The following is a 23,895-nucleotide window of genomic DNA, read 5'->3' on the forward strand; positions in this document are numbered from 1 at the left end:
CGGGACGATGCGACGGTCACCCGGGGAGGGAATGCCCTGGCAGGTGCCGAGGTTGACACGGGTGCACCTCTGCGGCCGACGCCACCGCTAGGCTCGGAGACGTCCCCGGAAACAACCCCGTTCCGACGCCGGTTCGGGACCCCTGCATGGAGGAAGAATGGCCGACTACACGCTGCCCGATCTGTCCTACGACTACGGCGCCCTGGACCCGCACATCGCGGGCGAGATCATGGAGCTCCACCACAGCAAGCACCACGCCGCGTACGTCGCGGGCGCCAACACCGCGCTCGAGAAGATGGCCGAGGCGCGCGACACGGACAACTTCGGCCCGATCGCCGGCCTGGAGAAGGCCCTCGCCTTCAACCTGGGCGGTCACACCAACCACTCCATCTTCTGGACCAACATGTCCCCCGAGGGCGGCGACAAGCCCACCGGGGATCTCGCGGCCGCGCTCGACGAGCACTTCGGGTCCTTCGACAAGTTCCGTGCGCACTTCACGAACAACGCGATGACGATCATGGGCTCCGGCTGGTCGATCCTCGCGTGGGACACGATCGGCAAGAAGCTCGTCATCGTGCAGCTGTACGACCAGCAGGGCAACGTCCCCGTGGGGCTCATCCCGCTGCTCATGCTCGACATGTGGGAGCACGCGTTCTACCTGCAGTACCGCAACGTCAAGGCCGACTACGTCAAGGCCTGGTGGAACGTCGTGGACTGGGCGAACGTGCAGCAGCGCTTCATCACCGCGACCGCGACCCAGGGGCTCATCGTCATGTGACCCGGCGGCGCGCATCTCGCGCGACCTGCGCTTGGGGCGGTCCCTCCTCGCGGAGGGGCCGTCCCTTTTGCGTGCCCGGCCGAAACGACAACCAGCTACCCCTCAGGCGCACCGATTCGCCAGAAGCGACAATCAGCTACCCATTCGAGAAGGTGGCCGCGTGGGCCGGCGGGTGGGCGCGCTCAGTGCGCGTGCTGGCCCGTCGAGTACTCCATCACCCAGCCGATGAGCCCGATGGTGCCGACCACTCCCGCCGGGACCATGATCCACCAGCCCACGGCGAGCGCCACGAACGCCAGCGCGGCGCCCAGGGCGCACACCAGCGGCCACCAGCTCCACGGGGCGAACACGCCCTGCTCGCCGGCGTGGTCGGCGATCTCGCCGTCCTCGGAGTCCTCCGGCCGGGCGCCGTGGCGCCTCGCGAGCATCGTGAAGTAGACGCCCACCATCACGAACATCGCGAAGGTCAGCAGGATCGCCGTGAGCCCCACCCACTCGGAGAAGTCGGTGAAGATCCCGTACGCCACCCCGGACACGATGAAGAACGCGGCGGGGATGATGAAAATCCGGGCCTCGGTGCGCATGCGGCAGCTCCCTTACTGGACCGGCGCGTGATCGGTGTGATCGCGCTCCGCCTGGTAGTGGTCGCGCGCGGCCGCCCCCGGGTGATGGAGGTCGAACGCGGGGCGCTCGGAGCGGATGCGCGGGATGGACGTGAAGTTGTGGCGCGGCGGGGGGCATGAGGTGGCCCACTCGAGCGAGTTGCCGAAGCCCCACGGGTCGTCGACCTCGACCTTGGGCGCCTTGCGCGAGGTCGCGTACACGTTCCACAGGAACGGCAGCGTCGACAGCGCGAGGATGACGGCGCCCACGGTCGACACCTGGTTGAGGACCGTGAAGCCGTCCTCCGCGAGGTAGTCCACGTAGCGGCGCGGCATGCCGTCCATGCCCAGCACGTGCTGAACCAGGAACGTCGTGTGGAAGCCCACGAAGAGCAGCCAGAAGTGGATCTTGCCCAGGCGCTCGTCGAGCATCCGGCCCGTGAACTTGGGCCACCAGAAGTAGAAGCCTGCGAACATCGCGAACACCACGGTGCCGAACACGACGTAGTGGAAGTGCGCCACCACGAAGTAGGAGTCGGACAGCGGGAAGTCGAGGACCGGCGAGCTGAGGATCACGCCGGTGAGGCCGCCCAGCAGGAAGGTGACCAGGAAGCCGATCGACCAGAGCATGGGTGTCTCGAAGGTGAGTTTGCCGCCCCACATGGTGCCGATCCAGTTGAAGAATTTCACGCCGGTGGGCACCGCGATGAGCATGGTCATGAAGGCGAAGAACGGCAGCAGGACCGCGCCGGTGACGTACATGTGGTGCGCCCACACCGTGACGGACAGCGCCGCGATCGCGATGGTGGCGTAGACCAGGCCGTGGTAGCCGAACAGCGGCTTGCGCGAGAACACCGGCAGGATCTCGGAGACGATGCCGAAGAACGGCAGGGCGATGATGTACACCTCGGGATGGCCGAAGAACCAGAACAGGTGCTGCCACAGGATGGCGCCGCCGTTGTCGGGGTTGAACACCTGCGCGCCCAGGACGCGGTCGGCGCCCAGCGCGAACAGCGCGGAGGCCAGCGGCGGGAACGCGAGCAGCACCAGCATCGAGGTGACCAGCGTGTTCCACACGAAGATGGGCATCCGGAACATGGTCATGCCGGGCGCGCGCATCGTCACGATGGTGGTGATGAAGTTGACCGCGCCCAGGATGGTGCCGAATCCGCCCATCGCGAGGCCGAAGACCCACAGGTCGCCGCCCACGCCGGGCGAGTACACGGAGTTCGACAGCGGCGCGTAGGCGAACCAGCCGAAGGAGGCCGCGCCCTGGGGGGTGAAGAAGCCCGCCATGGCGATGATGCCGCCGAACAGGTACAGCCAGTACGCCAGCATGTTGAGGCGCGGGAATGCCACGTCGGGCGCCCCGATCTGCAGCGGCATGATGACGTTCGCGAAGCCCGCGAAGAGCGGTGTCGCGAACAGCAGCAGCATGATCGTGCCGTGCATGGTGAACAGCTGGTTGTACTGCTCGGCCGACTGCACCACGTTCATCCCGGGCTGGAACAGCTCCGCCCGGATCAGCAGCGCGAGCACGCCCCCCACGATGAAGAAGAAGAACGACGTGGCCAGGTACATGTAGCCGATGGTCTTGTGGTCGGTCGAGGTGATCCACTTGATCACCTGCGAACCCGACCGCGTGGGTGCGGCGGGGATGGTGCGGTCGCGGTCGTCGCCGCCGGCCTCGTAGGGGACGGTAGCCATCAGGCGTCCTCCTCCTCGTGCTCCTCGGTGATCCGGACCACCTGGTCGCGGCTGTACTCGTCGACGCCGATCTGCCCGGTGTAGCCCTCGTCACGCAGCTCCTGCATGCGGGCCTCGTATTCGTCGCGCGACACGACCGCGACGTTGAAGAGCATGGACGCGTGGTACTCGCCGCACAGCTCCGCGCACTTGCCCTGATACATCCCCTCCTCCTGGGGGATCACCTGGAACGTGTTGGTGATGCCCGGGATCACGTCCTCCTTGTAGAGGAACGCGGGGATCCAGAAGGAGTGGATGACGTCGCGCGAGTCGAGCGTGAACTCGACCCGCTCCCCCACGGGCAGGTACAGCGTGGGCAGCGTCTCCTCGACGCCCTCCTCGCCGGTGAGGTAGGCCTGCACCCCGGGGTCGTACACGTCGTCGTCGACGTAGTTGAAGTCCCAGCTCCACTGCTTGCCCACCACGTTGATGTGGACGTCCGCCTCCGCGGTGTTGTCCGTGATCTCCCAGGCGGCCTCGGCCGTGAACTTGAACAGCACGCCCACCATGAGCAGCGGCACGATCGTGTACATCAGCTCGAGCGGCACGTTGGCCCGCGTCTGGACGGGCAGCTTGTTGTCCGCCTTGCGCTTGCGGTACGCCGCGACGCACCAGAGCATCAGGCCCCAGGTGATCACGCCGACGACGATCGCCGCGATCCACGCCCCGTTCCAGAGCGTGATGATCCGACCCGTCTGATTGGTGATCTCCGGGGTGCTGGGAAGGAAGCCGTTCTCCATCTCGCCGGCGCATCCGGCGAGCAGGGACGTCAGTCCCAGACCGCCTGCACCTGCCAGGGACTTTGATAGCGCGCTGCGACGTCTTTGGGGGGACACATGGGCATAGTAGCGCGCATTACCCTTATGGCATGCAGGTCGCCCGAATGTTCCTCGATGCCTCCGGTTCCGCCCCCCTCACAAAGCGCACAATCGAGGCATTCCAGGCCGGATTGGCCGAGGGCTGGGCCGACCCGGCCCGCCTCCACACCGAGTCCCGCCGGTCCCTGGCCCTCCTCGACGGCGCCCGCGCCGCCTTCGCCGATGCGCTGGGCGCCCGCCCCGAGCACGTCCACCTCGCGCCGTCGGCCCACCTGGCCCTCGAGCGCGTCATCGCCGGCATCAATGCCGCCCGCCGGGGCCGCGACCGGATCCTCGCCTCCGCGATCGAGCGCGACGCGACGCTCCACGCCGCGCGGCACATGACCGCCGGCAACGTCACGCTGCTCCCGGTCGACTCCCTGGGTCACGTGGACCTCGACCGCCTCGCGGACGAGCTGTGCGTGCCCGACGTCGCGCTCGCGGCCGTGCAGCACGGCAACCACGAGATCGGCACGCTGCAGCGCCTCGAGGCGATCGCGGACCTCACCGCCGCGGCGAGGGTCCCGCTCGTGGTCGACGCGACCGCCACCCTGGGTCACGTCCCCGCCCCCGCGCGGTGGGACGCGGTCGTAGGCAACGCCGCGGACTGGGGCGGCCCTGCCGGGCTCGGCATCGTGGCGCTGCGCCCCTCGACCCGGTGGCTGCCCGTGTGGCCCGAGGGCGACGACTGGGCGCCCGGCGGCGTGAGCGTGCCCGGGACGCTCGCCGCCGCCGTCGCGCTCCAGGAGCGCCTCGAGACCATGGCGACGACGGACGCCCGCCTGCGGGCGATGGTCGACCGCATCAGGACGGCCGCGGCCTCCTGGCCGGGCGTCGATGTGGTGGGCGATCCGGACGAGCGCCTCCCGCACATCGTCACCTTCTCCTGCCTCTACGTCGACGGCGAGGCGCTGCTGACCAGCCTGGACCGCGAGGGCATCGCGGTGGGGTCCGGGTCCGCGTGCACGTCGAGCACGCTCGAGCCCAGCCGGGTGCTCGCGTCGATCGGCGCGCTCAGCCACGGCAACGTGCGCCTGGGCCTCCACCCGGGCGTCACCGAGGCCCAGGCGACGCGCTTCCTCGAGGTGATGCCGCGCATCGTCGCCCGGCTGAGGGAGCAGGCGGGGGCGCCGGCGCTGTGATCCAGGTCGACGCCCGCGGACTGCTGTGCCCGCTGCCCGTGATCGAGCTCGCGAAGGCGGCGAAGGGCGCCGCGCCCGGCACGGAGCTCACGGTGACTTGCACGGACGTGGCCGCCCGGCTCGACGTGCCCGCGTGGGCCCGGATGACGGGCCACACGTTCGTGGGGGAAAAGGAGACGGACGGTGGGGCTTTCGCCCTCACCGTCCGCCTGAGCTAGGAGCCGTCCGAGCGGCTCAGCTGAACGAGTCTCCGCACGCGCACGAATTCGCCGCGTTGGGGTTGTCGATGGTGAAGCCCTGCTTCTCGATCGTGTCCGAGAAGTCGATGGTCGCGCCATCGAGGTAGGGCACCGACATGCGGTCCACGACGACCTCGACACCGTCGAAGTCGCGGATCGCGTCCCCGTCGAGCGAGCGCTCGTCGAAGTACAGCTGATAGATGAGACCGGAGCAGCCGCCGGGCTGCACCGCGAGACGCAGACGAAGGTCGTCGCGGCCCTCCTGCTCCAGCAGGCTCTTCACCTTGGCCGCCGCGGCATCGGTGATGACGACGCCGTGGGTCGACTCGGTAGCCGTGTCAGTCATAGGCGCCTCCTCTCTCTCGGGGATGGTTCTACCAGCGTACGACGCGCGGGGGCTATTCCCTAGTTCCCGGCGTCCAGGTGTGGGCGAGGCGTCGCACCTGATCGGCGAGGCCCTCGAGGCCCGGGCGGCCCTCGTGCGCGCCGGCCACTCCCCCGGCCATCAGGTCGCGCCGGCCCACCGCCACGATGCCGGCGGCGGCCACGCACGGCACGCCGCGCGCGGCGGCGAGGGACGATGCGACGGCCACCCCGCGCTCGTCGAGCTCGCCCGAGTCGAGGGCCGGGACCACCGCGGCGACGAGGTCCGCGGCGGCGGCCGCCTCGGCCAGGCCGGTGAGGCGCGCGAGGGTGGGGCCGGCGGGGACGATGCGGGCGCCGGCCGCGGCGAGCGCGTACGCCAGCCCCCCGGCCGCGCCCGATCCGGGCTGGTCGGACAGGCGGGTGGGGCCGATGAGCGACCGGGCGGGCCCGGGGCCGGCGGCGCCCGCCAGCGCGTCACCCCCGCGGGCGAGTGCCGTCCAACGCTCCTCCTGGGCCTGGGCCGCGGCGGCCAGCGCCGCGTCGCCCTCGCGTCCGTCGCGGGTGGCGGCACTCATGCCCTGGAATCCCAGCAGGGGTCGGCGGGACGTGGTGAGCACCGTGACGCGCAGCCCGGCGAGCGCCGCGCGCAGTCGCTCGAGCCCCGCGACCGCGCCGCCCGATCGGTCGGCGCCGTCGCGGCGATCCGCCGCCCCCCGCGGCTCTACCGACTCCCCTAGCTCTGCCGCCTGCCACAGCGCCGCCGCGTCCCCGGCGGGATCCGCGTCGCCCACCGGGACGGCGATCGTCGCCGTCTCGCCGGCGACCGCCAGGGCGACCAGGGCATCGGCGAGCGCGACAGGGTCCCAGCGCCCGCCCGTGGCGGGCGCGAGCACCAGCGTCTCTCCCACCCTGAGCCCTTCCACCCCAGGGGACACTGCGGCGCGGACCCCGGCCAGCGCATCGGCGCTGGTAGGACCGCCGTCGGGGAAGGGCACGACCGTGAGATCGACGCCGGGCGTGGCGGCGAGCCACGCCTCACGCACGGCCTCCGCGGTGGCGGAGGGGCCGAGGACGGAGGGGTCGGAAAGGTCGTCGGAGGGCCACCCGAGGGCGGCGACGGCGGCACGCATGGCCACCAGTGTGCCGTGCCCGCCGTGAGACAATGCACGAATGACCCAGACGTTCCATGAGCCCTCGCTGTCCCCTGCGCTGCTGCTCCTGGGCGAGCGCCGCGACCCGCTGTCCGAGCGCGGAGTCGACTGCCCGGGCGGGCTGCCGCCGGCGTCGGACCCCGACCTCGTCGAGCGGGTGCGTGCCGCCAAGGAGACCCTGGGAGACCGCGTCTTCATCCTCGGCCACCACTACCAGCGCGACGAGGTGGTCCAGTTCGCGGACGTCACCGGCGACTCGTTCAAGCTCGCGCGCGACGCGGCGGCGCGTCCCGAGGCGGACTTCATCGTGTTCTGCGGCGTGCACTTCATGGCCGAGTCCGCGGACATCCTCACCTCCGACGACCAGGCCGTGGTGCTGCCGGACATGGCGGCCGGCTGCTCGATGGCGGACATGGCGAACATCTCGCAGGTCGACGACTGCTGGGCGCAGCTCGAGGAGGCCGGCGTGGCCTCCCGCACCGTGCCCGTGACGTACATGAACTCGACCGCGGCCATCAAGGCGTTCTGCGGCGGCCACGGCGGCGTGGTGTGCACCTCCTCCAACGCGGAGGTCGCGCTGCGCTGGGCGTTCGACCAGGTGGGCGGCGTCGACGGCGACGGCAAGGTGCTGTTCCTGCCCGACCAGCACCTGGGCCGCAACACGGCCGTCCTTCAGCTGGGCCTCGAGCTGGGCGACTGCATCGTGTGGGACCCGCGCAAGCCGCTGGGCGGCAACACCCCCGAGGCCGTCGAGGCCGCGCGCATGATCCTGTGGAAGGGCCACTGCTCCGTGCACGGCCGCTTCCGCCTCGAGAACGTCGAGGCCATCCGCGCGAAGGTGCCGGGCATCAACGTGCTGGTGCACCCGGAGTGCGCCAACGAGGTGGTCGCGGCCGCCGACTACGTGGGCTCCACCGAGTACATCATCAAGACCCTCGACGCGGCCGAGCCCGGCTCGTCCTGGGTGATCGGCACCGAGCTCAACCTGGTGCGCCGTCTGGCGAACGCGCACCCCGACAAGGACGTGCACTTCCTCGAGGACACGGTGTGCTTCTGCTCCACGATGAACCGGATCGACCTCCCGCACCTGGTGTGGGCGCTCGAGTCGCTCGTCGCGGGCGAGGTGCCCAACCGCATCGTCGTGGACGACGAGACCCAGCGCCTCGCGAAGGTCGCCCTCGACCGGATGCTCTCCCTCCCCGCCACCAACCCCGCCAAGGACTGACAGTAAGGATTGCCGGGGCGACGCCGCCCCTGACACCATGACCGAGCAGAACACCCCCGAGACCCCGGGCGCCGACGGCGCCGAGAACCCCGTCGGCAAGGGCCGTCCCACGCCCAAGCGCAAGGAGCAGGAGGCCGCGCGCCGCCGCCCCGTCATCGCCGACACCAAAGCCGCCAAGAAGGCCCAGCGGGAGCGCCAGCGCGAGATGCGCGAGAAGGAGTACCAGGCGATGCGCCGCGGCGACGAGCGCAACATGCCGCTCGAGCACCGCGGCCCGGAGCGCCGCTTCCTGCGCGACTACGTCGACGCCCGCACCGGCCTGGGCGAGTTCCTGCTGCCGCTGTCGATCGTCTTCGTGGTGCTGTCGCTGATGGTGCCGGCCTCAAGCTACGCCGGCTTCGGGCTCATCATCCTCTTCTACACGCTCGTGCTGGTCGTCGCGGTGGACACGTTCCTGATGATCCGTCGCATCCGTAAGGCGTTCGACGGCAAGTTCGGTGCCGGCCGCATGCCGCGCGGCTGGGTCTTCTACGTCATCGCGCGCCACCTCAACATCCGCCGCTTCCGCGTGCCCAAGCCCGTGGTCAAGCGCGGCGAGTTCCCCGTCTGAGTCTTCTCTCACCCAGATCACCCCTCCACACGCCAGGCCGTCGCACGGACCCGTTTCGCCCGCGTCGGGCGAGACACGCCGCGCGACACGCCGACGGCCGTGTGGAGGGGTGATTTCTTGTGTGGAGGGGTGATTTCTTGTGTGGAGGGGTGACGCGGGACGGTGCAGGGGCCGCCCCGCGGCCTCGCTAGGGTGGGCGGCATGGTCGAATACCGCTACCTCGGAAACTCCGGACTCAAGATCACCGAGCTCACCTACGGCAACTGGCTCACCCACGGCTCGCAGGTCGAGAACGACGCCGCGGCCGCGTGCGTCAAGGCCGCGCTCGACGTGGGCATCACCTCGTTCGACACCGCGGACGTGTACGCGAACACCGCCGCGGAGGCGGTGCTGGGCGACATCCTCAAGGGCGAGCGTCGCGAGAGCCTCGAGATCTTCACCAAGGTCTACTGGCCCGTAGGCCCCAAGGGCGCGAACGACACGGGCCTGTCGCGCAAGCACATCATGGAGTCCATCAACGGCTCGCTGACGCGCCTCCAGACCGACTACGTGGACCTCTACCAGGCGCACCGCTACGACCACGACACGCCGCTCGAGGAGACGATGATCGCGTTCGCGGACACCGTGCGCCAGGGCAAGGCCCTCTACATCGGCGTGTCCGAGTGGACCGCGGACCAGATCCGCGCCGCGTCGGTGCTCGCCAAGGAGCTCAACATTCAGCTCATCTCCTCGCAGCCGCAGTACTCGATGCTGTGGCGCGTCATCGAGGACGAGGTGGTCCCCGCGTCGCAGGAGTGCGGCCTGTCGCAGATCGTCTGGTCCCCCGTCGCCCAGGGCGTCCTCACCGGCAAGTACAAGCCCGGCCAGGCCGCGCCGGCCGGCTCGCGCGCGACGGACGAGAAGGGCGGGAAGCGGATGATCGCCCGCTTCCTCGAGGACCAGGAGCTGCTCGAGCGTGTCCAGCTGCTCCAGCCCATCGCCGACGAGCTGGGCCTCACCATGGCGCAGCTCGCCCTCGCGTGGGTGCTGCAGAACGACAACGTCGCGGCCGCGATCATCGGCGCCTCGCGCCCCGAGCAGGTGCGCGACAACGCCAAGGCGTCCGGCGTCGAGATCCCCGCGGAGCTGATGACGCGCATCGACGAGGCACTGGGCGACAAGGTGGTGCGCGACCCCAGGCTCACCGTCGAGACCAACCCCAAGCCGGGTCGCTGAGCCGCACCCTCCACCCACGACGAAGGCCCCGGGGAGATCCCCGGGGCCTTCGCGCATCAAAGGAGAAAACGCGTGCCCCTTGCGGCGCACGTGAAGTGAACGGTCGGCGGCGGGCCGGGGTTCCCGGCCCCGGCCCCGTTTCTCAGCGGCACGCGCCGTCCCGGCGAGGGACGATGCACGGGTTCCCGTCTCATCGTCCCGGGACGGCGCCGGTCGGCCCGGTTAGGGTTCTCCCATGACCTCACTCAGCACCACCAGCGAAAGCGTCGTCGGCCTCGAGGCCGACGCACTCATCGTGGGCCTCACCGCGGACAAGACCGTGGCCGCCCACCCGCAGCTCTCCGAGGAGGCCCGCGCCTCCATCGAGGCCGCCGCCACCGCGCTCGACGCGGCCGGCAAGGCCGGTTCCGTCGTCGTCGTTCCGGGCACGGACGTGGCCGCGCGCCGCGTCGTCGTCGTCGGCATCGGCGAGGGCACCGAGGCGGACCTGCGCGTCGCGGCCGGCGAGGCCTCGCGCCAGGTCGGCAAGAAGCCCGAGCGCGTGATCGTGGCCCTGCCCGCCGAGGGCGCCGCCGCGCAGGCCGTGGCCGAGGGCGCCGTCCTGGGCGCCTACTCGTTCACCGACTACAAGTCGGACGAGTCGCTCGTCACCGACACCGAGTGGACCATCGCCGGCGCCTCCGACGAGGCCATCGAGCGCGCCTCGATCCTGGTCGCCGCCGTCTCCGGCGTGCGCGACCTGGTCAACACCCCGCCGCTCGACCTGTTCCCGGGCTCCTTCGCGGAGATCGCCCAGGAGCTGGGCCAGGACACCGGCGTCGAGGTCGAGGTCTGGGACGTCGACCGCCTGGTCGACGAGGGCTTCGGCGGCATCCTCGCCGTGGGCATGGGCTCGGCCCGGCTCCCCCGCCTGGTGCGCGTCGCCTGGGCCCCGGAGGGCGCCAAGGAGACCGTGGCGCTCGTGGGCAAGGGCATCACGTTCGACACCGGCGGCATCTCGCTCAAGCCGGCGAAGTCCATGGAGACCATGAAGTCCGACATGACCGGCGCGGCCACCGTGCTGCACACGGTCATCGCGGCGGCCCAGGCGGAGCTCCCCATCGCCGTCACCGGCTGGCTCTGCCTCGCCGAGAACATGCCGTCCGCCACGGCCCAGCGCCCCTCCGACGTGATCCGCCAGTACGGCGGCACCACCGTCGAGGTGCTCAACACCGACGCCGAGGGTCGCCTGGTCATGGCCGACGGCCTGGTCCGCGCCTGCGAGGAGAACCCCGCCGTGGTCCTCGACGTCGCGACGCTCACCGGCGCCCAGGGCGTGGCGCTCGGCGTCCGCACCTCCGGCGTCATGGGCACCCCCGAGATCCGCGACGCGGTGGTCGCCGCGGCCGACGAGGTGGACGAGGCGATGTGGCCCATGCCGCTGCCCAAGCACCTGCGCGCGGACCTCGACTCCAAGATCGCCGACCTGCAGAACATCGCCGGCCCCGCCGGCGGCATGCTCTCCGCGGGCGTGTTCCTCAGCGAGTTCGTGGGCGACACCCCGTGGGCGCACCTCGACATCGCGCGCCCGGCCTACAACGAGGGCAAGCCGTGGAGCCTCAACACCGCGGGCTCGACCGGCGTCGCCGTGCGCACCCTGTTCCGCTACCTCGAGACGCGCGCGACCGCGTAACCGTCTCGCTCAGCGACGCGGCCCGGCTCCCCTCGCGGGGGGCCGGGCCGTTCGCGTTGTCGGGGGCGGACGCGGGACCCGTGCGAGGGGTCGCCGGCTCCTGCGTCAGAGACGCTTGCGGTTCTTCTCGTTCCACTCGCGCATCCGCGAGGGGTAGCCCGACAGGTTGACGTCGAAGGCGGGGATGCCGAACTGCTGCGCGAGCTTGCGCGCGGTCGCCTCGTCGGGGACGCGGCGCCGCGTCCACTCGCCCGAGTCCGCGACCACCACGACGGTGGTCTGGGTGACGCGCGTCGGCGGCTCGATGAAGGCCTCGCAGCCGGCGTGGGACTGCACGAACTCCTTGAGGTGGGCGATCGTCTCGCCCTTGGCCTCCTTCTGCCCGGACTGTGCGGGCGTGGCCTTGGCGCGTGGCTTCCTCGAGAACAGACCCATGGAGCAAGCGTAGCGAGGTGCGCCACCGGAGGGCGCACGCGGGGTGGCGCGGCGTGCCAGGAAGCGCGTTCCGGGACCGGCCGGGCCCTTGGTCCTGACATCCCCCTCTGAGGTGGCAAGATGGGCCGTGCCAGCTTCCCTACAAGGAGTTCTCATAGTGACCGAGTCCACCCCACGCTCGTTTGATGTCCTGATCCTCGGAGGCGGTTCCGGCGGCTACGCGACCGCGCTGCGCGCGTCACAGCTGGGCCTCACGGTGGGCCTCGTCGAGGAGAGCAAGCTCGGGGGCACGTGCCTCCACAACGGCTGCATCCCCACGAAGGCCCTGCTCCACGCCGCGGAGCTCGCGGACAACGCCCGCGAGGGCGCCAAGTACGGCGTCAACACGACGCTCGAGGGCATCGACATGCCCGCCGTCAACAAGTACAAGCAGGGCGTCATCGACCGCCTGTACCGCGGCCTGCAGGGCCTCGTGAAGTCGCGCAAGGTCACCATGATCGAGGGCACCGGCCGCCTCGTGGGACCCGACGCCATCGAGGTCAACGGCGAGCGCTACACGGGTGCGAACATCGTGCTCGCGACCGGCTCGTACGCGCGCTCGCTGCCCGGCCTCGAGATCGGCGGCCGGGTCATCACCTCGGACCAGGCGCTGGGCATGGAGTGGGTGCCGCAGTCGGCCGTCGTGCTGGGCGGCGGCGTGATCGGCGTCGAGTTCGCCTCGGTGTGGAAGTCGTTCGGCACGGACGTCACGGTCGTCGAGGCGCTCCCCCGCCTCGCCCCCAACGAGGACGAGGCGCTGAGCAAGGGCCTCGAGCGCGCCTTCAAGAAGCGCGGCATCACCGTCAAGACCGGCGCCCGCTTCTCCGGCGTCGAGCAGTCCGAGGCGGGCGTCAAGGTCTCGCTCGAGGACGGCAGCACCATCGAGGCCGACATCCTGCTGGTCGCCGTGGGCCGTGGCCCGCGCACCCAGGGACTGGGCTACGAGGAGCAGGGCCTGCGCGTGGACCGCGGCTTCGTCCTCACCGACGACCGTCTCCACACCGGCGTGGGCAACATCTACGCGGTCGGCGACATCGTCCCCGGGCTCCAGCTGGCGCACCGCGGCTTCCAGCAGGGAATCTTCGTCGCCGAGGAGATCGCGGGCCTCGCGCCGCAGGCGATCGTCGAGTCGAACATCCCCCGCGTCACCTACTGCGAGCCCGAACTCGGCTCCGTGGGCCTCACCGAGGCGCAGGCCAAGGAGCAGTACGGCGAGGACAAGGTCAAGGCGCTCGACTACAACCTGGGCGGCAACGGCAAGAGCCAGATCCTGGGCACGCAGGGCTTCATCAAGCTGGTGCGCGTGGTCGACGGCCCCGTGGTCGGCATCCACATGCTCGGCGCCCGCGTCGGGGAGCAGATCGGCGAGGCGCAGCTCATCGTGAGCTGGGACGCCCACCCCGAGGACGTCGCCCCGCTCATCCACGCCCACCCCACCCAGAACGAGGCTCTCGGAGAGGCGCACCTCGCGCTCGCCGGCAAGCCGCTGCACGCCCACGACTGAGAACGAACGAGGGAGTTCCATCATGGCCAACGACGTCACCCTTCCCGCGCTCGGCGAATCGGTCACCGAGGGCACCGTCACCCGCTGGCTCAAGGCCGTCGGCGACCAGGTCGCCGCGGACGAGCCGCTGCTCGAGGTCTCCACCGACAAGGTGGACACCGAGATCCCGTCCCCCTTCGAGGGCACGCTGCTCGAGATCCTCATCGACGAGGACGAGGACGCCCAGGTGGGCGCGGTGCTCGCGCGCATCGGCGACCCGTCCGAGCAGGGCTCGGCGCCCGCCGAGCCCGAGCCCGAGCCCGCCCAGGAGGCGCCCGCGGACGAGGCTCCGGCCGAGCCCGCGGCTGCGGAGACGCCCGCCGAGGCCCCCGCCGAGGAGGCCCCGGCCCCCGCCGCATCGTCCGGTGGCGGCCGCGACGTGACCCTGCCCGCCCTGGGCGAGTCCGTCACCGAGGGCACCGTCACCCGCTGGCTCAAGGCCGTGGGCGACGAGGTCGAGGCGGACGAGCCGCTGCTGGAGGTTTCCACCGACAAGGTGGACACCGAGATCCCGTCGCCGTTCGCCGGTGTGCTCACGGAGATCCTGGTGGCCGAGGACGAGGAGGCCGAGGTGGGCGCCGTGCTCGCGCGCATCGGCGAGCCCGGCTCGGCCCCCGCCCCGCAGGCGGCCCCGGCCCAGGAGGAGGCGCCCGCTCCGGCCCCCGAGCCCGAGCCCGATTCCGCGCCGACCCCGGCTCCGGCTCCCGCGGCGCCCAGCTCGCAGACGCCGCCCCCGCCGCCCCCGCCCGCGCCCCGGCAGGAGGCCGCTCCGGCCGCCCCCGCACAGTCGGCGCCCCAGGCCGAGGCGGTCGGCGCGTCGGCCCCCGCGTCGACCGGCTCGGGCTACGTCACGCCGATCGTCCGCAAGCTCGCCGCGGAGAAGGGCGTGGACCTGTCCTCGCTCGCCGGCACGGGCGTGGGCGGACGTATCCGCAAGGAGGACGTGCTGTCCGCCGCGGAGGCCGCCGCCAAGGCTGCGAAGGCCGCCGAGCAGCCCGCCGCGCCCGCGGCCGAGAAGCCGGAGGCCAAGGTCTCCGAGCTGCGCGGCCAGACGGTCAAGATGAGCCGCATCCGCAAGATCACGTCCGAGAAGATGATGGAGTCGCTGCACGGCATGGCGCAGCTGACCTCCGTGGTCGAGGTGGACTGCTCGAAGATCTGGGCGCTGCGCGCGAAGTCGAAGGACGCGTTCCAGGACAAGCACGGCGTCAAGCTGACCTTCCTGCCGTTCTTCACGCGGGCGGTCGCGGTCGCGCTGCAGGAGCACGCGTTCCTCAACGCCTCGGTCGACGGCGCGAGCATCGTCTATCACCCGAGCGTCAACCTGTCGCTCGCGGTGGACACGCCCAAGGGCCTCATGCTCCCGACGCTCAAGGACGCCGAGCACAAGACCGTCGCCGAGCACGCCGCGGCCATCACGGACCTCGCCCAGCGGGCCCGCGACGGCGGCCTGTCCTCGGACGAGATCTCGGGCGGCACGTTCTCCGTGACCAACACCGGGTCGGGCGGGACGCTCCACGACACGCCGATCGTCCCGTCGCCGCAGGTGGGCATCCTCGCGACGTGCGCGATCATCAAGCGCCCCGTCGTGGTCAAGGGCCCGAACGGCGAGGACGTCATCTCGATCCGCCCGATGGTCTACCTGCCCCTGAGCTACGACCACCGGATCGTGGACGGCGCCGACGCGGCGCGGTTCCTCCAGACGGTGCGCGCGCTCATCGAGGCGGGCGACTTCGCCGACGAGCTGGGGCTCTAGCCCATCATGCGCGTCGTGATCGCGGGGTCCTCGGGGCTCATCGGCACGGCGCTCAAGCACTCCCTGCACGAGGGCGGCCACGATGTGGTCGCCCTCGTGCGGCGTTCACCGGTCGGGCCCCACGAGTCGCGCTGGGACCCCGAGACCGGACGCATCGAGACGGCCGTGGTGGCCGGGGCCGATGCGGTGGTCAACCTGGCGGGCGCGTCCATCGGCGACCGTCGGCTCACCCCCGAGTACGCCGAGGTGGCGCGCTCCTCCCGGGTCGACTCCACGCGGACGCTCACGAGCGCCCTGGTCCACGGCGGCTTCGCCGGCGTGCTCATCCAGGGCTCCTCGATGGGCTTCTACGGCGACCGCGGCGACGAGGTGCTCACCGAGGCGTGCGGCCCGGGCCGCACCCTGCTCGCGGGCATCGTCCGCGACTGGGAGTCCGCGGCCCAGCCCGCGCGCGACGCCGGCATCCCGACCGCGACCGTCCGCACCGGGCTCGTGCTCGCTCCGCACGGCGGCTTCGCCGACCGCCTCCTTCCCCTGGTTCGGCTGGGCCTGCTCCGATCCCTCGGCCCGGGCAGCGCCTGGCATTCGTGGATCACCCTCGAGGACCACGTCCGGGCGCTGCGGGCGCTCATCGACGCCCGCCACGACGGCATCGTGAACGCCGTCGCACCGCGTCCGGCGCGCGACGTCGACCTCATCCGCGCCCTGTCCGATGCGGCGGGCACGCGACCGGGCTTCCTCGTCCCCGCCTGGGCGCTGCGGATCGCGGTCGGGCCGGCGATCGAGGATCTGCTGAGCTCGGAGCGGGGCGCGCCCACCGTGCTCCGGGGCCTCGGATTCGAGTGGCGCCACCGCACGGTGGAGGACGCCGCGCGCTGGGTCTTCGCCGGCTGAGTTCTACGGGCCGACTGAGTTCCACGGTCATTCGTCCGGGGACCTCCCCACGCCCGCGACCTTCCACTCCCCCAGCGTGCCGCCGCTCCACACGAGGGTGAGCAGCGCGCGCTCCTCGTACGCCGCGACCTCCCGCCGAGTGCCGTCGGGGTCGACGACCGTGTGGGACGTCCACGCGACGGTGAGCCGCACGGTCCGCACCGAGGCGCCGGTGACGGGCGCCGCCACAGGCGCGCCCGGCGTCGAGGCCTGCGCGCCCACCACGGTGGCGTCGAGGACGCGGCCGCCAAGTGCCTGGAACCGCGTCCCCTCCGCCAGCGCAGTCGCGGTGCGCTCGGCTGCGGCGCGCGCGGGCGTGCCGGGCGCGGTGAGCCCGACGAGCGCGGCGCCGTCGCCGGCGGACAGCGCGGCGACTCGCCGCTCCGTCAACGCGCGCGCCGCCTGAGCCGGCGTCGCGATGGGGCCGGTGGGAGGTCCGGGCTCTGCCGTGGGCAGGGCGGGCGCGGCGCCGGCGCTCGACTCGACGGAGGCCCCGGACGCGGTGGCCACGGTGCCTCGCACGGCGTCGGGCTTCGCATCGATGTCCCCTGTCCCCGCGGCCGTTTCGGGTCCCGCGGCCGTTTCGGGTCCCGCGGCCGTTTCGGTTCCCGCGCCCGTTTCGGGTCCCGCGGCCGTTTCGGGCCCCGCGGCCGGGTCGGTTCCCGCGCCCGACGTCGCCCACGGCCACGCCGACGGCACGGCCCAGCCGCCCGCCCACGCGCCCACGCCGGCCCCGCCCGCCAGCACCACTCCCGCCGCGATGATCCAGGCCCGCCGACGCAGCCGCCACGCCCAGGCCCCGCGATCGCGCTCGGTGCGCGCGCCCCGCGGGCCACGCACCCGCGCCGCGACCCCGACTGCCGCCGCCGCGGGCCCCGAACCGGCGTCCGGCCGCCACGGCTGCGGAGCCGCGCAGTCCCTGATCGCCTTGGCCACGGTCGCCGCGGCGGGCCGCTCGGCGGGGTCCGCGGCGACGAGCGGCGCCATCCACGCCTCTGCGACCTCGCGGTACCCGTCCCCGGCGACGGACAGCGCGACGCGGCCCAGCGCATGGACGTCGTCGGCGGGGCTCGGTGTGCTCCCCCGCTCCGGCGCCGCGAAGCCCGGCGTCCCGCGCTCGCCGCCCAGCGCCGGCCCCACGAGGTCGACCAGCAGCGGCCGCGAACCCACGAGCGCGTTGGCCGGGGACACGTCCCCGTGCGACAGGCCCGCCTCGTGCAGTGCCGCGAGGGCCTCGGCCACGCCCTGGACCAGCCATACCCAGGCGGCGAGGCTTGGCGGGGACCCGGCCGCGGCATCGTCCACCCGGGGCGCACGCATCCGCGGCGAGGCCACCACGACGTCGTCCCCGCGTCGCCCCACGTCGACCGGCACGACGAGCCCGGGATGCGCGACGTTGGCGAGCGTGGCCACGCGCGCCCGGGCCGCGCGCTCGGTCGCGGCGCCCGCGCCGACGACGCGTTCCACGCGATCGAGGCGAAGGGGTGCGAGCGTCACCCTCCCAGGGTGGACCCCGGCGGCTCACCCGCCCGGGTTATCCCCAGGGTCAGTCGGCGATGCCGCGGTTGGGCCACCACGCGCGCCGCCCGATGTCCCCGATGAGGCCGGGGACCAGGAGCGAGCGGACCACGAACGTGTCGATGAGCACGCCCACGGACACGATGAACGCGATCTGTGCGAGGAAGATCAGCGGGATGACGCCCAGCGCCGCGAAGGTGGCCGCCAGGACGATGCCCGCCGACGTGATGACGCCGCCGGTCACGGCGAGCGCGCGCCGGATGCCCTCGCGGCTGCCGTGGCGGAGCGACTCCTCGCGCGCCCTCGACATGAGGAAGATCGAGTAGTCGACGCCGAGGGCCACGAGGAACACGAACGCGAGCAGTGGCACCGCGGGATCCGTGCCCGGGAAGTCGAACACGGTGTTGAACACGATGGCCGCGAGGCCCATGGTGCCCGCGAAGCTGAGGATGTTCGCGAGGATGATGAGCACCGGTGCGAGCACGGAGCGCAGTAGCGCGATGAGCACCACCAGGATCACCACGAGGATCGTGGGGATGATGACGCGCAGGTCGCGCTCGGAGGTGAGCCGGGTGTCGAGCGACTCGGCCGCCTGGCCGCCGACGAGAACCTCGGGGTCCACGGCGTGCACGGCGTCGCGCACGTCCTGGACGATGTCCGTGGCCTCCGCGGAGGACGCGGACACCTGGGTGACGCCCACGACCTCGACACGCCCGTCGATCACGATCGGGTCCTCGGGCACGGCCCCGGCCGGCGCGCCCGCGGCGACCGCCGGGGTGAGGATGTACGCCTCGGTGATGCCGTCGATGCCGGACACGGCGTCGAGCACCTCGTCGGCCGACGCCTCCGGCGCGATGACGCGGATGGGCGACGTCGCGCCGGCGTCGAAGTGCGCCTCGAGCACCTCGAAGCCCTGGATGGACTCGACCTCGCCCATGAACACGTCGCGCTCGCCCAGGCCCCCGGACTTGAACGTGGGCAGGAAGGCGGCGAGCACCGCGAGGAACACGACCGCCGCGGCCCACACCACACGAGGCCGGCGGTCGACGGCGCGCGACCACCGCCCCCACACACCCGTGCGCTTCTCGAGCGCCTCGACGGTCTCGACGTCGGTCACCTCGCGCCCCTGGAAGCGCGGCATGGCGGGCCAGAACACCCCGCGCGCGTGCTTGCCGCCCAGGAGCAGGAGCGCCGGGAGCAGCGTGAGGGCGGCGAGGAAGGCGGCGGCGATGCCGATCGCGCCCGCCGGGCCGAGCGACGAGTTGGACTTGAGGTCGGACAGCAGCAGCACGAGCAGGCCCAGCACCACCGTGCCGGCGGAGGCGGCGATGGGCTCGAGCGACCGGCGCCAGGCCTTCCCCAGCGCCGAGTACGGCGACTCGATGCGCAGCAGCTCCTCCCGGTAGCGCGCGACCAGCAGCAGCGCGTAGTCCGTGGTCGCGCCCACGACCAGGATGAACATGATGCCCTGGGACTGGCCGTTGAGCGTGATGACGTCCGCGCTCGCCAGCGCGTAGACGGCGATGATGGCGCCGGTGAGGGCGATCATCGCGGTGGCGAGCACCAGGAACGGCAGCACGGGGCTGCGGTAGACGATGAGCAGGATGACCAGCACGACCGCGAGGGCCACGATCAGCAGGATGCCGTCGATGCCCGCGAACGCCTCGACCAGGTCCGCGACCAGTCCGGCCGGCCCGGTGACGTAGCCGTCGAGCCCGGTGTCCGCGGCCGCCCACTCCGCGCGGAGCGTGTCGACGTAGAGCTGGCCCACGGTGTCCTCGCCGGCGGACTCCTCGAACACCTCGGCGTCGACGGAGAAGGACACGAGGACGGCCTCGCCGTCCTCCGACGGGAACGCCTGCGGGCCCTGGCCCTGCGGCCCGGTGAGGGTCACGTCGCCCACGGTGCGTCCCGCATCGTCCCCCTCCATGGGCGCGGCGAGGACCTCGTCGACGAAGGACTGCACGGTCGCCACGTCCTGGGGCCCGGCCTCGACGACGAGCAGCGCGGGCACGGACTCGGTGGGGGCGAACCGCTGATGCCACTCGCCCGCCTCAGTCGACTCGGCGCTCGAGGGGAGGAAGGCCCCCGCGTCGTTCTCCTGGACCTCGGAGAGCTTGCCGAAGGTCTGGCCGCCGGCGCCTCCGACGGCCAGCCAGGCGACGATGACAAGGAGGACCGCCAGGGGGCGGACGAAGGGACGCCTCAGCACGTTCATGGCGGGTCCAACGCGCGCGCGAGGGGTGCTATTCCGTGTTCTACCTGTGGTGAAGGTCACGGGGAAGCGGCCCCGCCGCAGCGGCGCGCTAGCCTGAGCCGATGGAGTTCGTCGACTACGACCTGGGCGTCCGCCACGTGCCGTATCAGGAGGCGTGGGACCGCCAGAGGGCCGTCCACGCCCAGGTGGTCGCGGGCGAGCGCCCCGCCACCGTCCTGCTGGTCGAGCACGAGCCCGTCTTCACCGCCGGCAAGCGCACCGCGCCGTGGGACCGCCCGGTCGACGGCAGCCCCGTGATCGACGTGGACCGCGGCGGCCGCATCACCTTCCACGGCCCCGGCCAGCTGGTCGCCTACCCCATCGTGCGGCTCGCGGAGCCGGTCGACGTGGTCAGGTACGTGCGCCGCCTCGAGCAGGCGGTCATGGACGTCTGCGCGTCCTTCGGACTGGAGACGATGCGCGTCGAGGACCGCTCGGGCGTCTGGCTCCCGGCCACGGCGGACCGGCGCGAGCGCAAGATCTGCGCCATCGGCGTGCGCGTCGCCAAGGGCGTGACGATGCACGGGCTCGCGCTCAACTGCGACGTCGACCTGGGCTGGTACGACCGCATCGTCCCGTGCGGCATCTCCGACGCCGACGTCACGTCGTTGACGGCCGAGCTGGGCCGCACCGTCCCGATCGCCGAGGTGCGCGACCGGCTGGCCGGATTCCTGGAATCCGCGCTCGCGGACGTACAGTGGGCCGAGGCGCCCACCGGCGCCGAGGCCGCCGAGGCCCCCGTCCCCCTCCCCACCAAGGAGTCCGTGTGACCATCGCCCCCGAGGGCCGCAAGATGCTGCGCGTCGAGGCCCGCAACGCCGCCGTTCCGATCGAGCGCAAGCCGGCGTGGATCCGTACCAAGGCCGTCATGGGCCCCGAGTACAAGGACATGAAGGGCCTGGTCAAGGGCGGCAGCCTGCACACGGTGTGCGAGGAGGCGGGCTGTCCCAACATCTTCGAGTGCTGGGAGGACCGCGAGGCCACGTTCCTCATCGGCGGCGACCAGTGCACGCGCCGGTGCGACTTCTGCCAGATCGACACCGGCAGGCCCGCGGCCTTCGACGCCGACGAGCCGCGCCGCGTCGCCGAGTCGGTCCAGCAGATGGGCCTCAAGTACTCGACCATCACCGGCGTCGCGCGCGACGACCTCGAGGACGGCGGCGCGTGGCTCTACGCGGAGACCGTGCGCCAGATCCACGACCTCAACCCGGGCGTGGGCGTCGAGCTGCTCATCCCCGACTTCAACGCGGTCCCCGACCAGCTCGCGGAGGTGTTCTCCTCCCGGCCCGAGGTCCTCGCCCACAACGTCGAGACCGTCCCGCGCGTGTTCAAGCGCATCCGCCCCGCCTTCCGCTACGAGCGGTCCCTGTCCGTGCTCACCGCGGCGCAGGAGGACGGCCTGGTGACCAAGTCGAACCTCATCCTGGGCATGGGCGAGACGTTCGAGGAGTGCGTCCAGGCGCTGCACGATCTCCACGACGCCGGCTGCGACCTGCTCACCATCACCCAGTACCTGCGTCCCAGCCCCCGCCACCACCCCGTGGACCGCTGGGTCAAGCCGCAGGAGTTCGTGGACCTCGCGCAGGCCGCCGAGGAGATCGGGTTCCTGGGCGTGATGTCCGGCCCGCTGGTGCGCTCGTCGTACCGGGCCGGCCGCCTGTGGGGCCAGGCCATGCGCCGCAAGGGCCGCGAGATCCCCGCGTCGCTCGCACACCTGGGCGAGGAGACGGACTCGCGCCAGGAGGCCGCGTCGCTGCTGCGCGAGCGTCCCGAGCTCGCGGACGCCGAGGCGCCCGAGCCCGTCGCCGCGCCCGCCGCGGGCTGAGGCGAGCGCCACACCCCGCCCGCATTCCGGGCACTCCCCCACGCACTAGACTGTTCGGCATTATGGCGAAGGACAAGCAGCCCCAGAAGAAGCAGCGGTGGTACACGCTCATCGCGCAGGCCTACAAGGTCACGGCACCCCACGACAAGTGGCTGCTGCCCGGCATCCTCGCGATCGTCATCGGCGGCATCGCGGCCTTCGTGATCGCCGGCCTGCTGATCGGCGGCGTGTTCGCGATCGTCTACATGTCGATCTTCGGCGTGCTCACCGCGATCCTGGGCGCGCTGTTCTTCCTCACCCGCCGCTTCGAGTCGAACGCCTACGCGCGCATGGAGGGCCAGACCGGTGCCTCGCTCGCGGTCGCGCAGGCGATCCGCAACGGCTGGGAGTTCTCCGAGGACCCCGTGAGCATGGACCCGCGCGCCGGCACCGTGATCTTCCAGGGCGTGGGCAAGGGCGGCATCGTCCTGCTGGTCGAGGGCGGCCCCGCGGCCCGCAAGCAGGTGACGGCCACCCAGCGCCGCATCGAGAAGCTCGTGCCCGGCATCCCCGTCCACCCCATCTACGTGGGCACGCGCGAGGGCGAGGTGCGCCTCAACAAGCTGCAGAAGGCCATCCGCCGCCACAAGAAGGCCCTCAACAAGAACGACCGCGCCACGGTCGCGGCGCGCCTCAAGGCGATCGGCGGCACCAAGCCCCCGATGCCCAAGGGCATCGACCCGCTGCGCGCGCGTCCCGACCGCAAGGGCATGCGCGGCCGCTGAGCCTCACCCCCGTCGACAACCCCCTTCCCTCCTCCGCTCACCAGCGGAATGGGTAGGGGGTTGTCGCTTTTCCAGGGTCGGTGCGCGCCAGGGGTGGCTGGTTGTCGATTCGGCGGTGAACCCGCTCAGCCGGGCAGGTGCACGCGCACGCCCGACGGGCCGGGCTCGAAGGTCACGCCCGTGAAGTCGGGGATGCGGCGCAGGCCACGCGTGACGGGTGCGTCGACGCCGCCCACGATCACCACCGTCGCGCCGGACGCCACGGCCGCGGTGACGCCCACGACGGAGTCCTCGAAGACCACGCACTCCTCCGCGCGCGTCCCCAGCTGGTCCGCGGCGGTCTCGTACGGCTCCGGGTCGGGCTTGGTGTTGATGACATCCTCGGACGCCACCACGACGGGCGGCTCCGGGAAGCCCGCCTCGGCCACGCGGCGGCGGGTCGCGGCGTGCGGGGCGGTCGTCGCGATGCCCCAGCGCCCGGCGGGGATAGTGGCGATCGCGTCCACCGCGCCGGGGATGGCGCCGGTGAAGGTCAGCAGCGTGCCCTCCATGTCGCAGATGACGGCGTGGCAGTCGAGGGTGGTCATGAGGTCCCCTTTCTCAGGACGATGCGGGTGCCGGCGGCGCGGTCGTGCAGGCCCCGGCCATCGGGGCCCCACACGACGGCCGGGATCACCAGCGCGAGCAGCAGGGTGCGGGTGACGGCCCGCAGGCCGACGGTCGGGGCGCCGTCGGCGGAGATCACGCGCAGGCCCAGCAGGGCGTGGCCCGCGGTGGCGCCGAGCGTGGCGACCAGCACCAGGTGCTGGACGGCCCAGACGCCGAGCGCCGCGAACGGGGCACCGGCGAGCAGGACCCGCTCGGGCCAGGTGGCCGCCTCGAGGTCGAAGCCCGAGTCCACGAAGAACGCGGACGAGATGAGCAGGCACAGCACCCAGTCGATGCCGATGCCCACCAGCCGGCGTCCCACGTGCGCGCGGGCGTCGGCGGTCTCGGTCATGCGCCCCATCCTAAGGACGCGGAACCGGGCCCCCGGACCGCCACCCGGGACCGTGCATCGTCCCCCGACCCGGCCCCTGCATCGTCCCCCGGCAACCAGGGACGACCCCCGAACCGAGTGCCACAGTTAACCGCTTGGAAACATGGCGTGCATACGAAGGCAACCCCCCGGCCCTAGGGTGAGGACTGCCACTCCCGGCACGAATCTCGCTCAAGGAGTTAC

At 72.1% G+C, this 23,895-nt stretch carries 23 protein-coding genes; 13 read left to right on the forward strand and 10 right to left on the reverse strand.

The window, feature by feature from the left end; all coding sequences use genetic code 11:
• Positions 1 to 157 precede the first annotated feature (157 nt).
• Entirely contained in the window at positions 158 to 778 is a 621-nt protein-coding gene (locus AOM03_RS03265) for a superoxide dismutase (RefSeq protein ID WP_062378253.1), read from the forward strand.
• A 182-nt stretch (positions 779 to 960) separates the two neighbouring features.
• Here the strand turns inward: AOM03_RS03265 and AOM03_RS03270 are convergent, their stop codons facing one another.
• The 3 genes from AOM03_RS03270 to ctaC are packed head-to-tail and all read right to left on the reverse strand — an operon-like array spanning position 961 to position 3,962.
• The gene (locus AOM03_RS03270) at positions 961 to 1,362 is read right to left on the reverse strand and encodes a cytochrome c oxidase subunit 4 (protein ID WP_062378255.1); all 402 of its coding nucleotides are present in this window, start codon (positions 1,360 to 1,362) and stop codon (positions 961 to 963) included.
• A 12-nt stretch (positions 1,363 to 1,374) separates the two neighbouring features.
• Complete coding sequence (gene ctaD, locus AOM03_RS03275) at positions 1,375 to 3,087, reverse strand: aa3-type cytochrome oxidase subunit I (RefSeq protein WP_062378258.1); 1,713 nt, start codon at positions 3,085 to 3,087, stop codon at positions 1,375 to 1,377.
• A complete protein-coding gene (ctaC, locus tag AOM03_RS03280) occupies positions 3,087 to 3,962 on the reverse strand; it encodes an aa3-type cytochrome oxidase subunit II (protein ID WP_062378260.1) in 876 nt (291 codons plus the stop codon). The genes ctaD and ctaC overlap by 1 nt, the downstream gene beginning before the upstream one ends.
• Positions 3,963 to 3,994: 32 nt before the next feature.
• On the opposite strand from ctaC, the gene AOM03_RS03285 reads away from it, so the two are divergent.
• Together AOM03_RS03285 and AOM03_RS03290 are read left to right on the forward strand one after the other, a co-directional pair.
• The gene (locus AOM03_RS03285; protein WP_227589867.1) at positions 3,995 to 5,125 is read left to right on the forward strand and encodes a cysteine desulfurase family protein; all 1,131 of its coding nucleotides are present in this window, start codon (positions 3,995 to 3,997) and stop codon (positions 5,123 to 5,125) included.
• Positions 5,122 to 5,343, forward strand: a complete 222-nt coding sequence (locus tag AOM03_RS03290; RefSeq protein WP_062378262.1) for a sulfurtransferase TusA family protein — start codon at positions 5,122 to 5,124, stop codon at positions 5,341 to 5,343. Before AOM03_RS03285 ends, AOM03_RS03290 begins: the two co-directional genes overlap by 4 nt.
• 16 nt (positions 5,344 to 5,359) lie before the next feature.
• Here AOM03_RS03290 and erpA read toward each other — a convergent pair whose 3' ends face one another.
• Together erpA and AOM03_RS03300 are read right to left on the reverse strand one after the other, a co-directional pair.
• Positions 5,360 to 5,710, reverse strand: coding sequence for an iron-sulfur cluster insertion protein ErpA (gene erpA / locus AOM03_RS03295; RefSeq protein WP_062378264.1), 351 nt, complete (start codon positions 5,708 to 5,710; stop codon positions 5,360 to 5,362).
• 52 nt (positions 5,711 to 5,762) lie between these two features.
• Positions 5,763 to 6,860 (reverse strand): glycerate kinase, encoded by a 1,098-nt coding sequence (locus AOM03_RS03300; RefSeq protein ID WP_062378271.1) that lies wholly within the window; start codon positions 6,858 to 6,860, stop codon positions 5,763 to 5,765.
• Positions 6,861 to 6,900: 40 nt separating this feature from the next.
• Between AOM03_RS03300 and nadA the strand changes: the two genes are divergently transcribed.
• The 4 genes from nadA to AOM03_RS03320 all read left to right on the forward strand — a co-directional run bounded on the left by nadA (position 6,901) and on the right by AOM03_RS03320 (position 11,603).
• Positions 6,901 to 8,106 carry a quinolinate synthase NadA gene (gene nadA, locus AOM03_RS03305; RefSeq protein WP_062378273.1) on the forward strand — a complete coding sequence of 402 codons (1,206 nt, stop codon included), beginning with the start codon at positions 6,901 to 6,903 and terminating at the stop codon, positions 8,104 to 8,106.
• A gap of 37 nt (positions 8,107 to 8,143) precedes the next feature.
• Positions 8,144 to 8,716 (forward strand): DUF3043 domain-containing protein, encoded by a 573-nt coding sequence (locus tag AOM03_RS03310; RefSeq protein ID WP_062378275.1) that lies wholly within the window; start codon positions 8,144 to 8,146, stop codon positions 8,714 to 8,716.
• A 201-nt stretch (positions 8,717 to 8,917) separates the two neighbouring features.
• The gene (locus tag AOM03_RS03315) at positions 8,918 to 9,931 is read left to right on the forward strand and encodes an aldo/keto reductase family protein (RefSeq protein WP_062378277.1); all 1,014 of its coding nucleotides are present in this window, start codon (positions 8,918 to 8,920) and stop codon (positions 9,929 to 9,931) included.
• Positions 9,932 to 10,166: 235 nt separating this feature from the next.
• Complete coding sequence (locus AOM03_RS03320; RefSeq protein WP_062378279.1) at positions 10,167 to 11,603, forward strand: leucyl aminopeptidase; 1,437 nt, start codon at positions 10,167 to 10,169, stop codon at positions 11,601 to 11,603.
• A 105-nt stretch (positions 11,604 to 11,708) separates the two neighbouring features.
• On the opposite strand, the gene AOM03_RS03325 is transcribed toward AOM03_RS03320, so the two are convergent.
• Positions 11,709 to 12,038 carry a hypothetical protein gene (locus AOM03_RS03325; protein ID WP_062378281.1) on the reverse strand — a complete coding sequence of 110 codons (330 nt, stop codon included), beginning with the start codon at positions 12,036 to 12,038 and terminating at the stop codon, positions 11,709 to 11,711.
• Between the two features lie 157 nt (positions 12,039 to 12,195).
• Between AOM03_RS03325 and lpdA the strand changes: the two genes are divergently transcribed.
• From lpdA to AOM03_RS03340, 3 genes are read left to right on the forward strand one after another with little or no spacing between them, the layout of a single operon-like run.
• Positions 12,196 to 13,581, forward strand: coding sequence for a dihydrolipoyl dehydrogenase (gene lpdA, locus AOM03_RS03330; protein WP_062378283.1), 1,386 nt, complete (start codon positions 12,196 to 12,198; stop codon positions 13,579 to 13,581).
• A gap of 22 nt (positions 13,582 to 13,603) precedes the next feature.
• Positions 13,604 to 15,376, forward strand: coding sequence for a 2-oxoglutarate dehydrogenase, E2 component, dihydrolipoamide succinyltransferase (gene sucB / locus AOM03_RS03335; RefSeq protein WP_062378285.1), 1,773 nt, complete (start codon positions 13,604 to 13,606; stop codon positions 15,374 to 15,376).
• A gap of 6 nt (positions 15,377 to 15,382) precedes the next feature.
• Complete coding sequence (locus AOM03_RS03340; RefSeq protein ID WP_062378287.1) at positions 15,383 to 16,270, forward strand: TIGR01777 family oxidoreductase; 888 nt, start codon at positions 15,383 to 15,385, stop codon at positions 16,268 to 16,270.
• A gap of 27 nt (positions 16,271 to 16,297) precedes the next feature.
• Here the strand turns inward: AOM03_RS03340 and AOM03_RS03345 are convergent, their stop codons facing one another.
• Together AOM03_RS03345 and AOM03_RS03350 are read right to left on the reverse strand one after the other, a co-directional pair.
• A complete protein-coding gene (locus tag AOM03_RS03345) occupies positions 16,298 to 17,776 on the reverse strand; it encodes a serine/threonine-protein kinase (protein ID WP_062378289.1) in 1,479 nt (492 codons plus the stop codon).
• 79 nt (positions 17,777 to 17,855) lie between these two features.
• Positions 17,856 to 20,045, reverse strand: coding sequence for an MMPL family transporter (locus tag AOM03_RS03350; protein WP_062378291.1), 2,190 nt, complete (start codon positions 20,043 to 20,045; stop codon positions 17,856 to 17,858).
• A 101-nt stretch (positions 20,046 to 20,146) separates the two neighbouring features.
• Between AOM03_RS03350 and lipB the strand changes: the two genes are divergently transcribed.
• From lipB to AOM03_RS03365, 3 genes are all read left to right on the forward strand, one after another.
• Complete coding sequence (lipB, locus tag AOM03_RS03355) at positions 20,147 to 20,854, forward strand: lipoyl(octanoyl) transferase LipB (protein ID WP_062378294.1); 708 nt, start codon at positions 20,147 to 20,149, stop codon at positions 20,852 to 20,854.
• Positions 20,851 to 21,909: a lipoyl synthase gene (gene lipA, locus AOM03_RS03360; RefSeq protein WP_082092057.1), complete on the forward strand. Its 1,059-nt coding sequence runs from the start codon at positions 20,851 to 20,853 to the stop codon at positions 21,907 to 21,909. The genes lipB and lipA overlap by 4 nt, the downstream gene beginning before the upstream one ends.
• A gap of 62 nt (positions 21,910 to 21,971) precedes the next feature.
• Positions 21,972 to 22,673, forward strand: a complete 702-nt coding sequence (locus AOM03_RS03365; RefSeq protein ID WP_062378296.1) for a DUF4191 domain-containing protein — start codon at positions 21,972 to 21,974, stop codon at positions 22,671 to 22,673.
• 125 nt (positions 22,674 to 22,798) lie between these two features.
• Here AOM03_RS03365 and AOM03_RS03370 read toward each other — a convergent pair whose 3' ends face one another.
• On the reverse strand, positions 22,799 to 23,260 hold the full coding sequence (locus AOM03_RS03370) for an HAD-IA family hydrolase (RefSeq protein ID WP_062378298.1): 462 nt from the start codon (positions 23,258 to 23,260) through the stop codon (positions 22,799 to 22,801).
• Positions 23,257 to 23,673: an RDD family protein gene (locus AOM03_RS03375; RefSeq protein WP_062378300.1), complete on the reverse strand. Its 417-nt coding sequence runs from the start codon at positions 23,671 to 23,673 to the stop codon at positions 23,257 to 23,259. The genes AOM03_RS03370 and AOM03_RS03375 overlap by 4 nt, the downstream gene beginning before the upstream one ends.
• Between the last annotated feature and the right edge of the window lie 222 nt (positions 23,674 to 23,895).

The sequence above is a fragment of the Demequina pelophila genome (genome assembly GCF_000971175.1).
In the GTDB taxonomy this organism is placed as follows: Bacteria; Actinomycetota; Actinomycetes; order Actinomycetales; family Demequinaceae; genus Demequina; species Demequina pelophila.

Bases quoted from the DNA above. Each gene is read 5' to 3' on its own strand.
- AOM03_RS03265 (WP_062378253.1), top strand. From the start codon at position 158: ATGGCCGACTACACGCTGCCCGATCTGTCCTACGACTACGGCGCCCTG.
- AOM03_RS03270 (WP_062378255.1), bottom strand. From the start codon at position 1,362: ATGCGCACCGAGGCCCGGATTTTCATCATCCCCGCCGCGTTCTTCATC.
- ctaD (WP_062378258.1), bottom strand. From the start codon at position 3,087: ATGGCTACCGTCCCCTACGAGGCCGGCGGCGACGACCGCGACCGCACC.
- AOM03_RS03285 (WP_227589867.1), top strand. From the start codon at position 3,995: ATGCAGGTCGCCCGAATGTTCCTCGATGCCTCCGGTTCCGCCCCCCTC.
- erpA (WP_062378264.1), bottom strand. From the start codon at position 5,710: ATGACTGACACGGCTACCGAGTCGACCCACGGCGTCGTCATCACCGAT.
- AOM03_RS03300 (WP_062378271.1), bottom strand. From the start codon at position 6,860: ATGCGTGCCGCCGTCGCCGCCCTCGGGTGGCCCTCCGACGACCTTTCC.
- nadA (WP_062378273.1), top strand. From the start codon at position 6,901: ATGACCCAGACGTTCCATGAGCCCTCGCTGTCCCCTGCGCTGCTGCTC.
- AOM03_RS03310 (WP_062378275.1), top strand. From the start codon at position 8,144: ATGACCGAGCAGAACACCCCCGAGACCCCGGGCGCCGACGGCGCCGAG.
- AOM03_RS03315 (WP_062378277.1), top strand. From the start codon at position 8,918: ATGGTCGAATACCGCTACCTCGGAAACTCCGGACTCAAGATCACCGAG.
- AOM03_RS03320 (WP_062378279.1), top strand. From the start codon at position 10,167: ATGACCTCACTCAGCACCACCAGCGAAAGCGTCGTCGGCCTCGAGGCC.
- AOM03_RS03325 (WP_062378281.1), bottom strand. From the start codon at position 12,038: ATGGGTCTGTTCTCGAGGAAGCCACGCGCCAAGGCCACGCCCGCACAG.
- sucB (WP_062378285.1), top strand. From the start codon at position 13,604: ATGGCCAACGACGTCACCCTTCCCGCGCTCGGCGAATCGGTCACCGAG.
- AOM03_RS03340 (WP_062378287.1), top strand. From the start codon at position 15,383: ATGCGCGTCGTGATCGCGGGGTCCTCGGGGCTCATCGGCACGGCGCTC.
- AOM03_RS03350 (WP_062378291.1), bottom strand. From the start codon at position 20,045: ATGAACGTGCTGAGGCGTCCCTTCGTCCGCCCCCTGGCGGTCCTCCTT.
- lipB (WP_062378294.1), top strand. From the start codon at position 20,147: ATGGAGTTCGTCGACTACGACCTGGGCGTCCGCCACGTGCCGTATCAG.
- AOM03_RS03365 (WP_062378296.1), top strand. From the start codon at position 21,972: ATGGCGAAGGACAAGCAGCCCCAGAAGAAGCAGCGGTGGTACACGCTC.
- AOM03_RS03370 (WP_062378298.1), bottom strand. From the start codon at position 23,260: ATGACCACCCTCGACTGCCACGCCGTCATCTGCGACATGGAGGGCACG.
- AOM03_RS03375 (WP_062378300.1), bottom strand. From the start codon at position 23,673: ATGACCGAGACCGCCGACGCCCGCGCGCACGTGGGACGCCGGCTGGTG.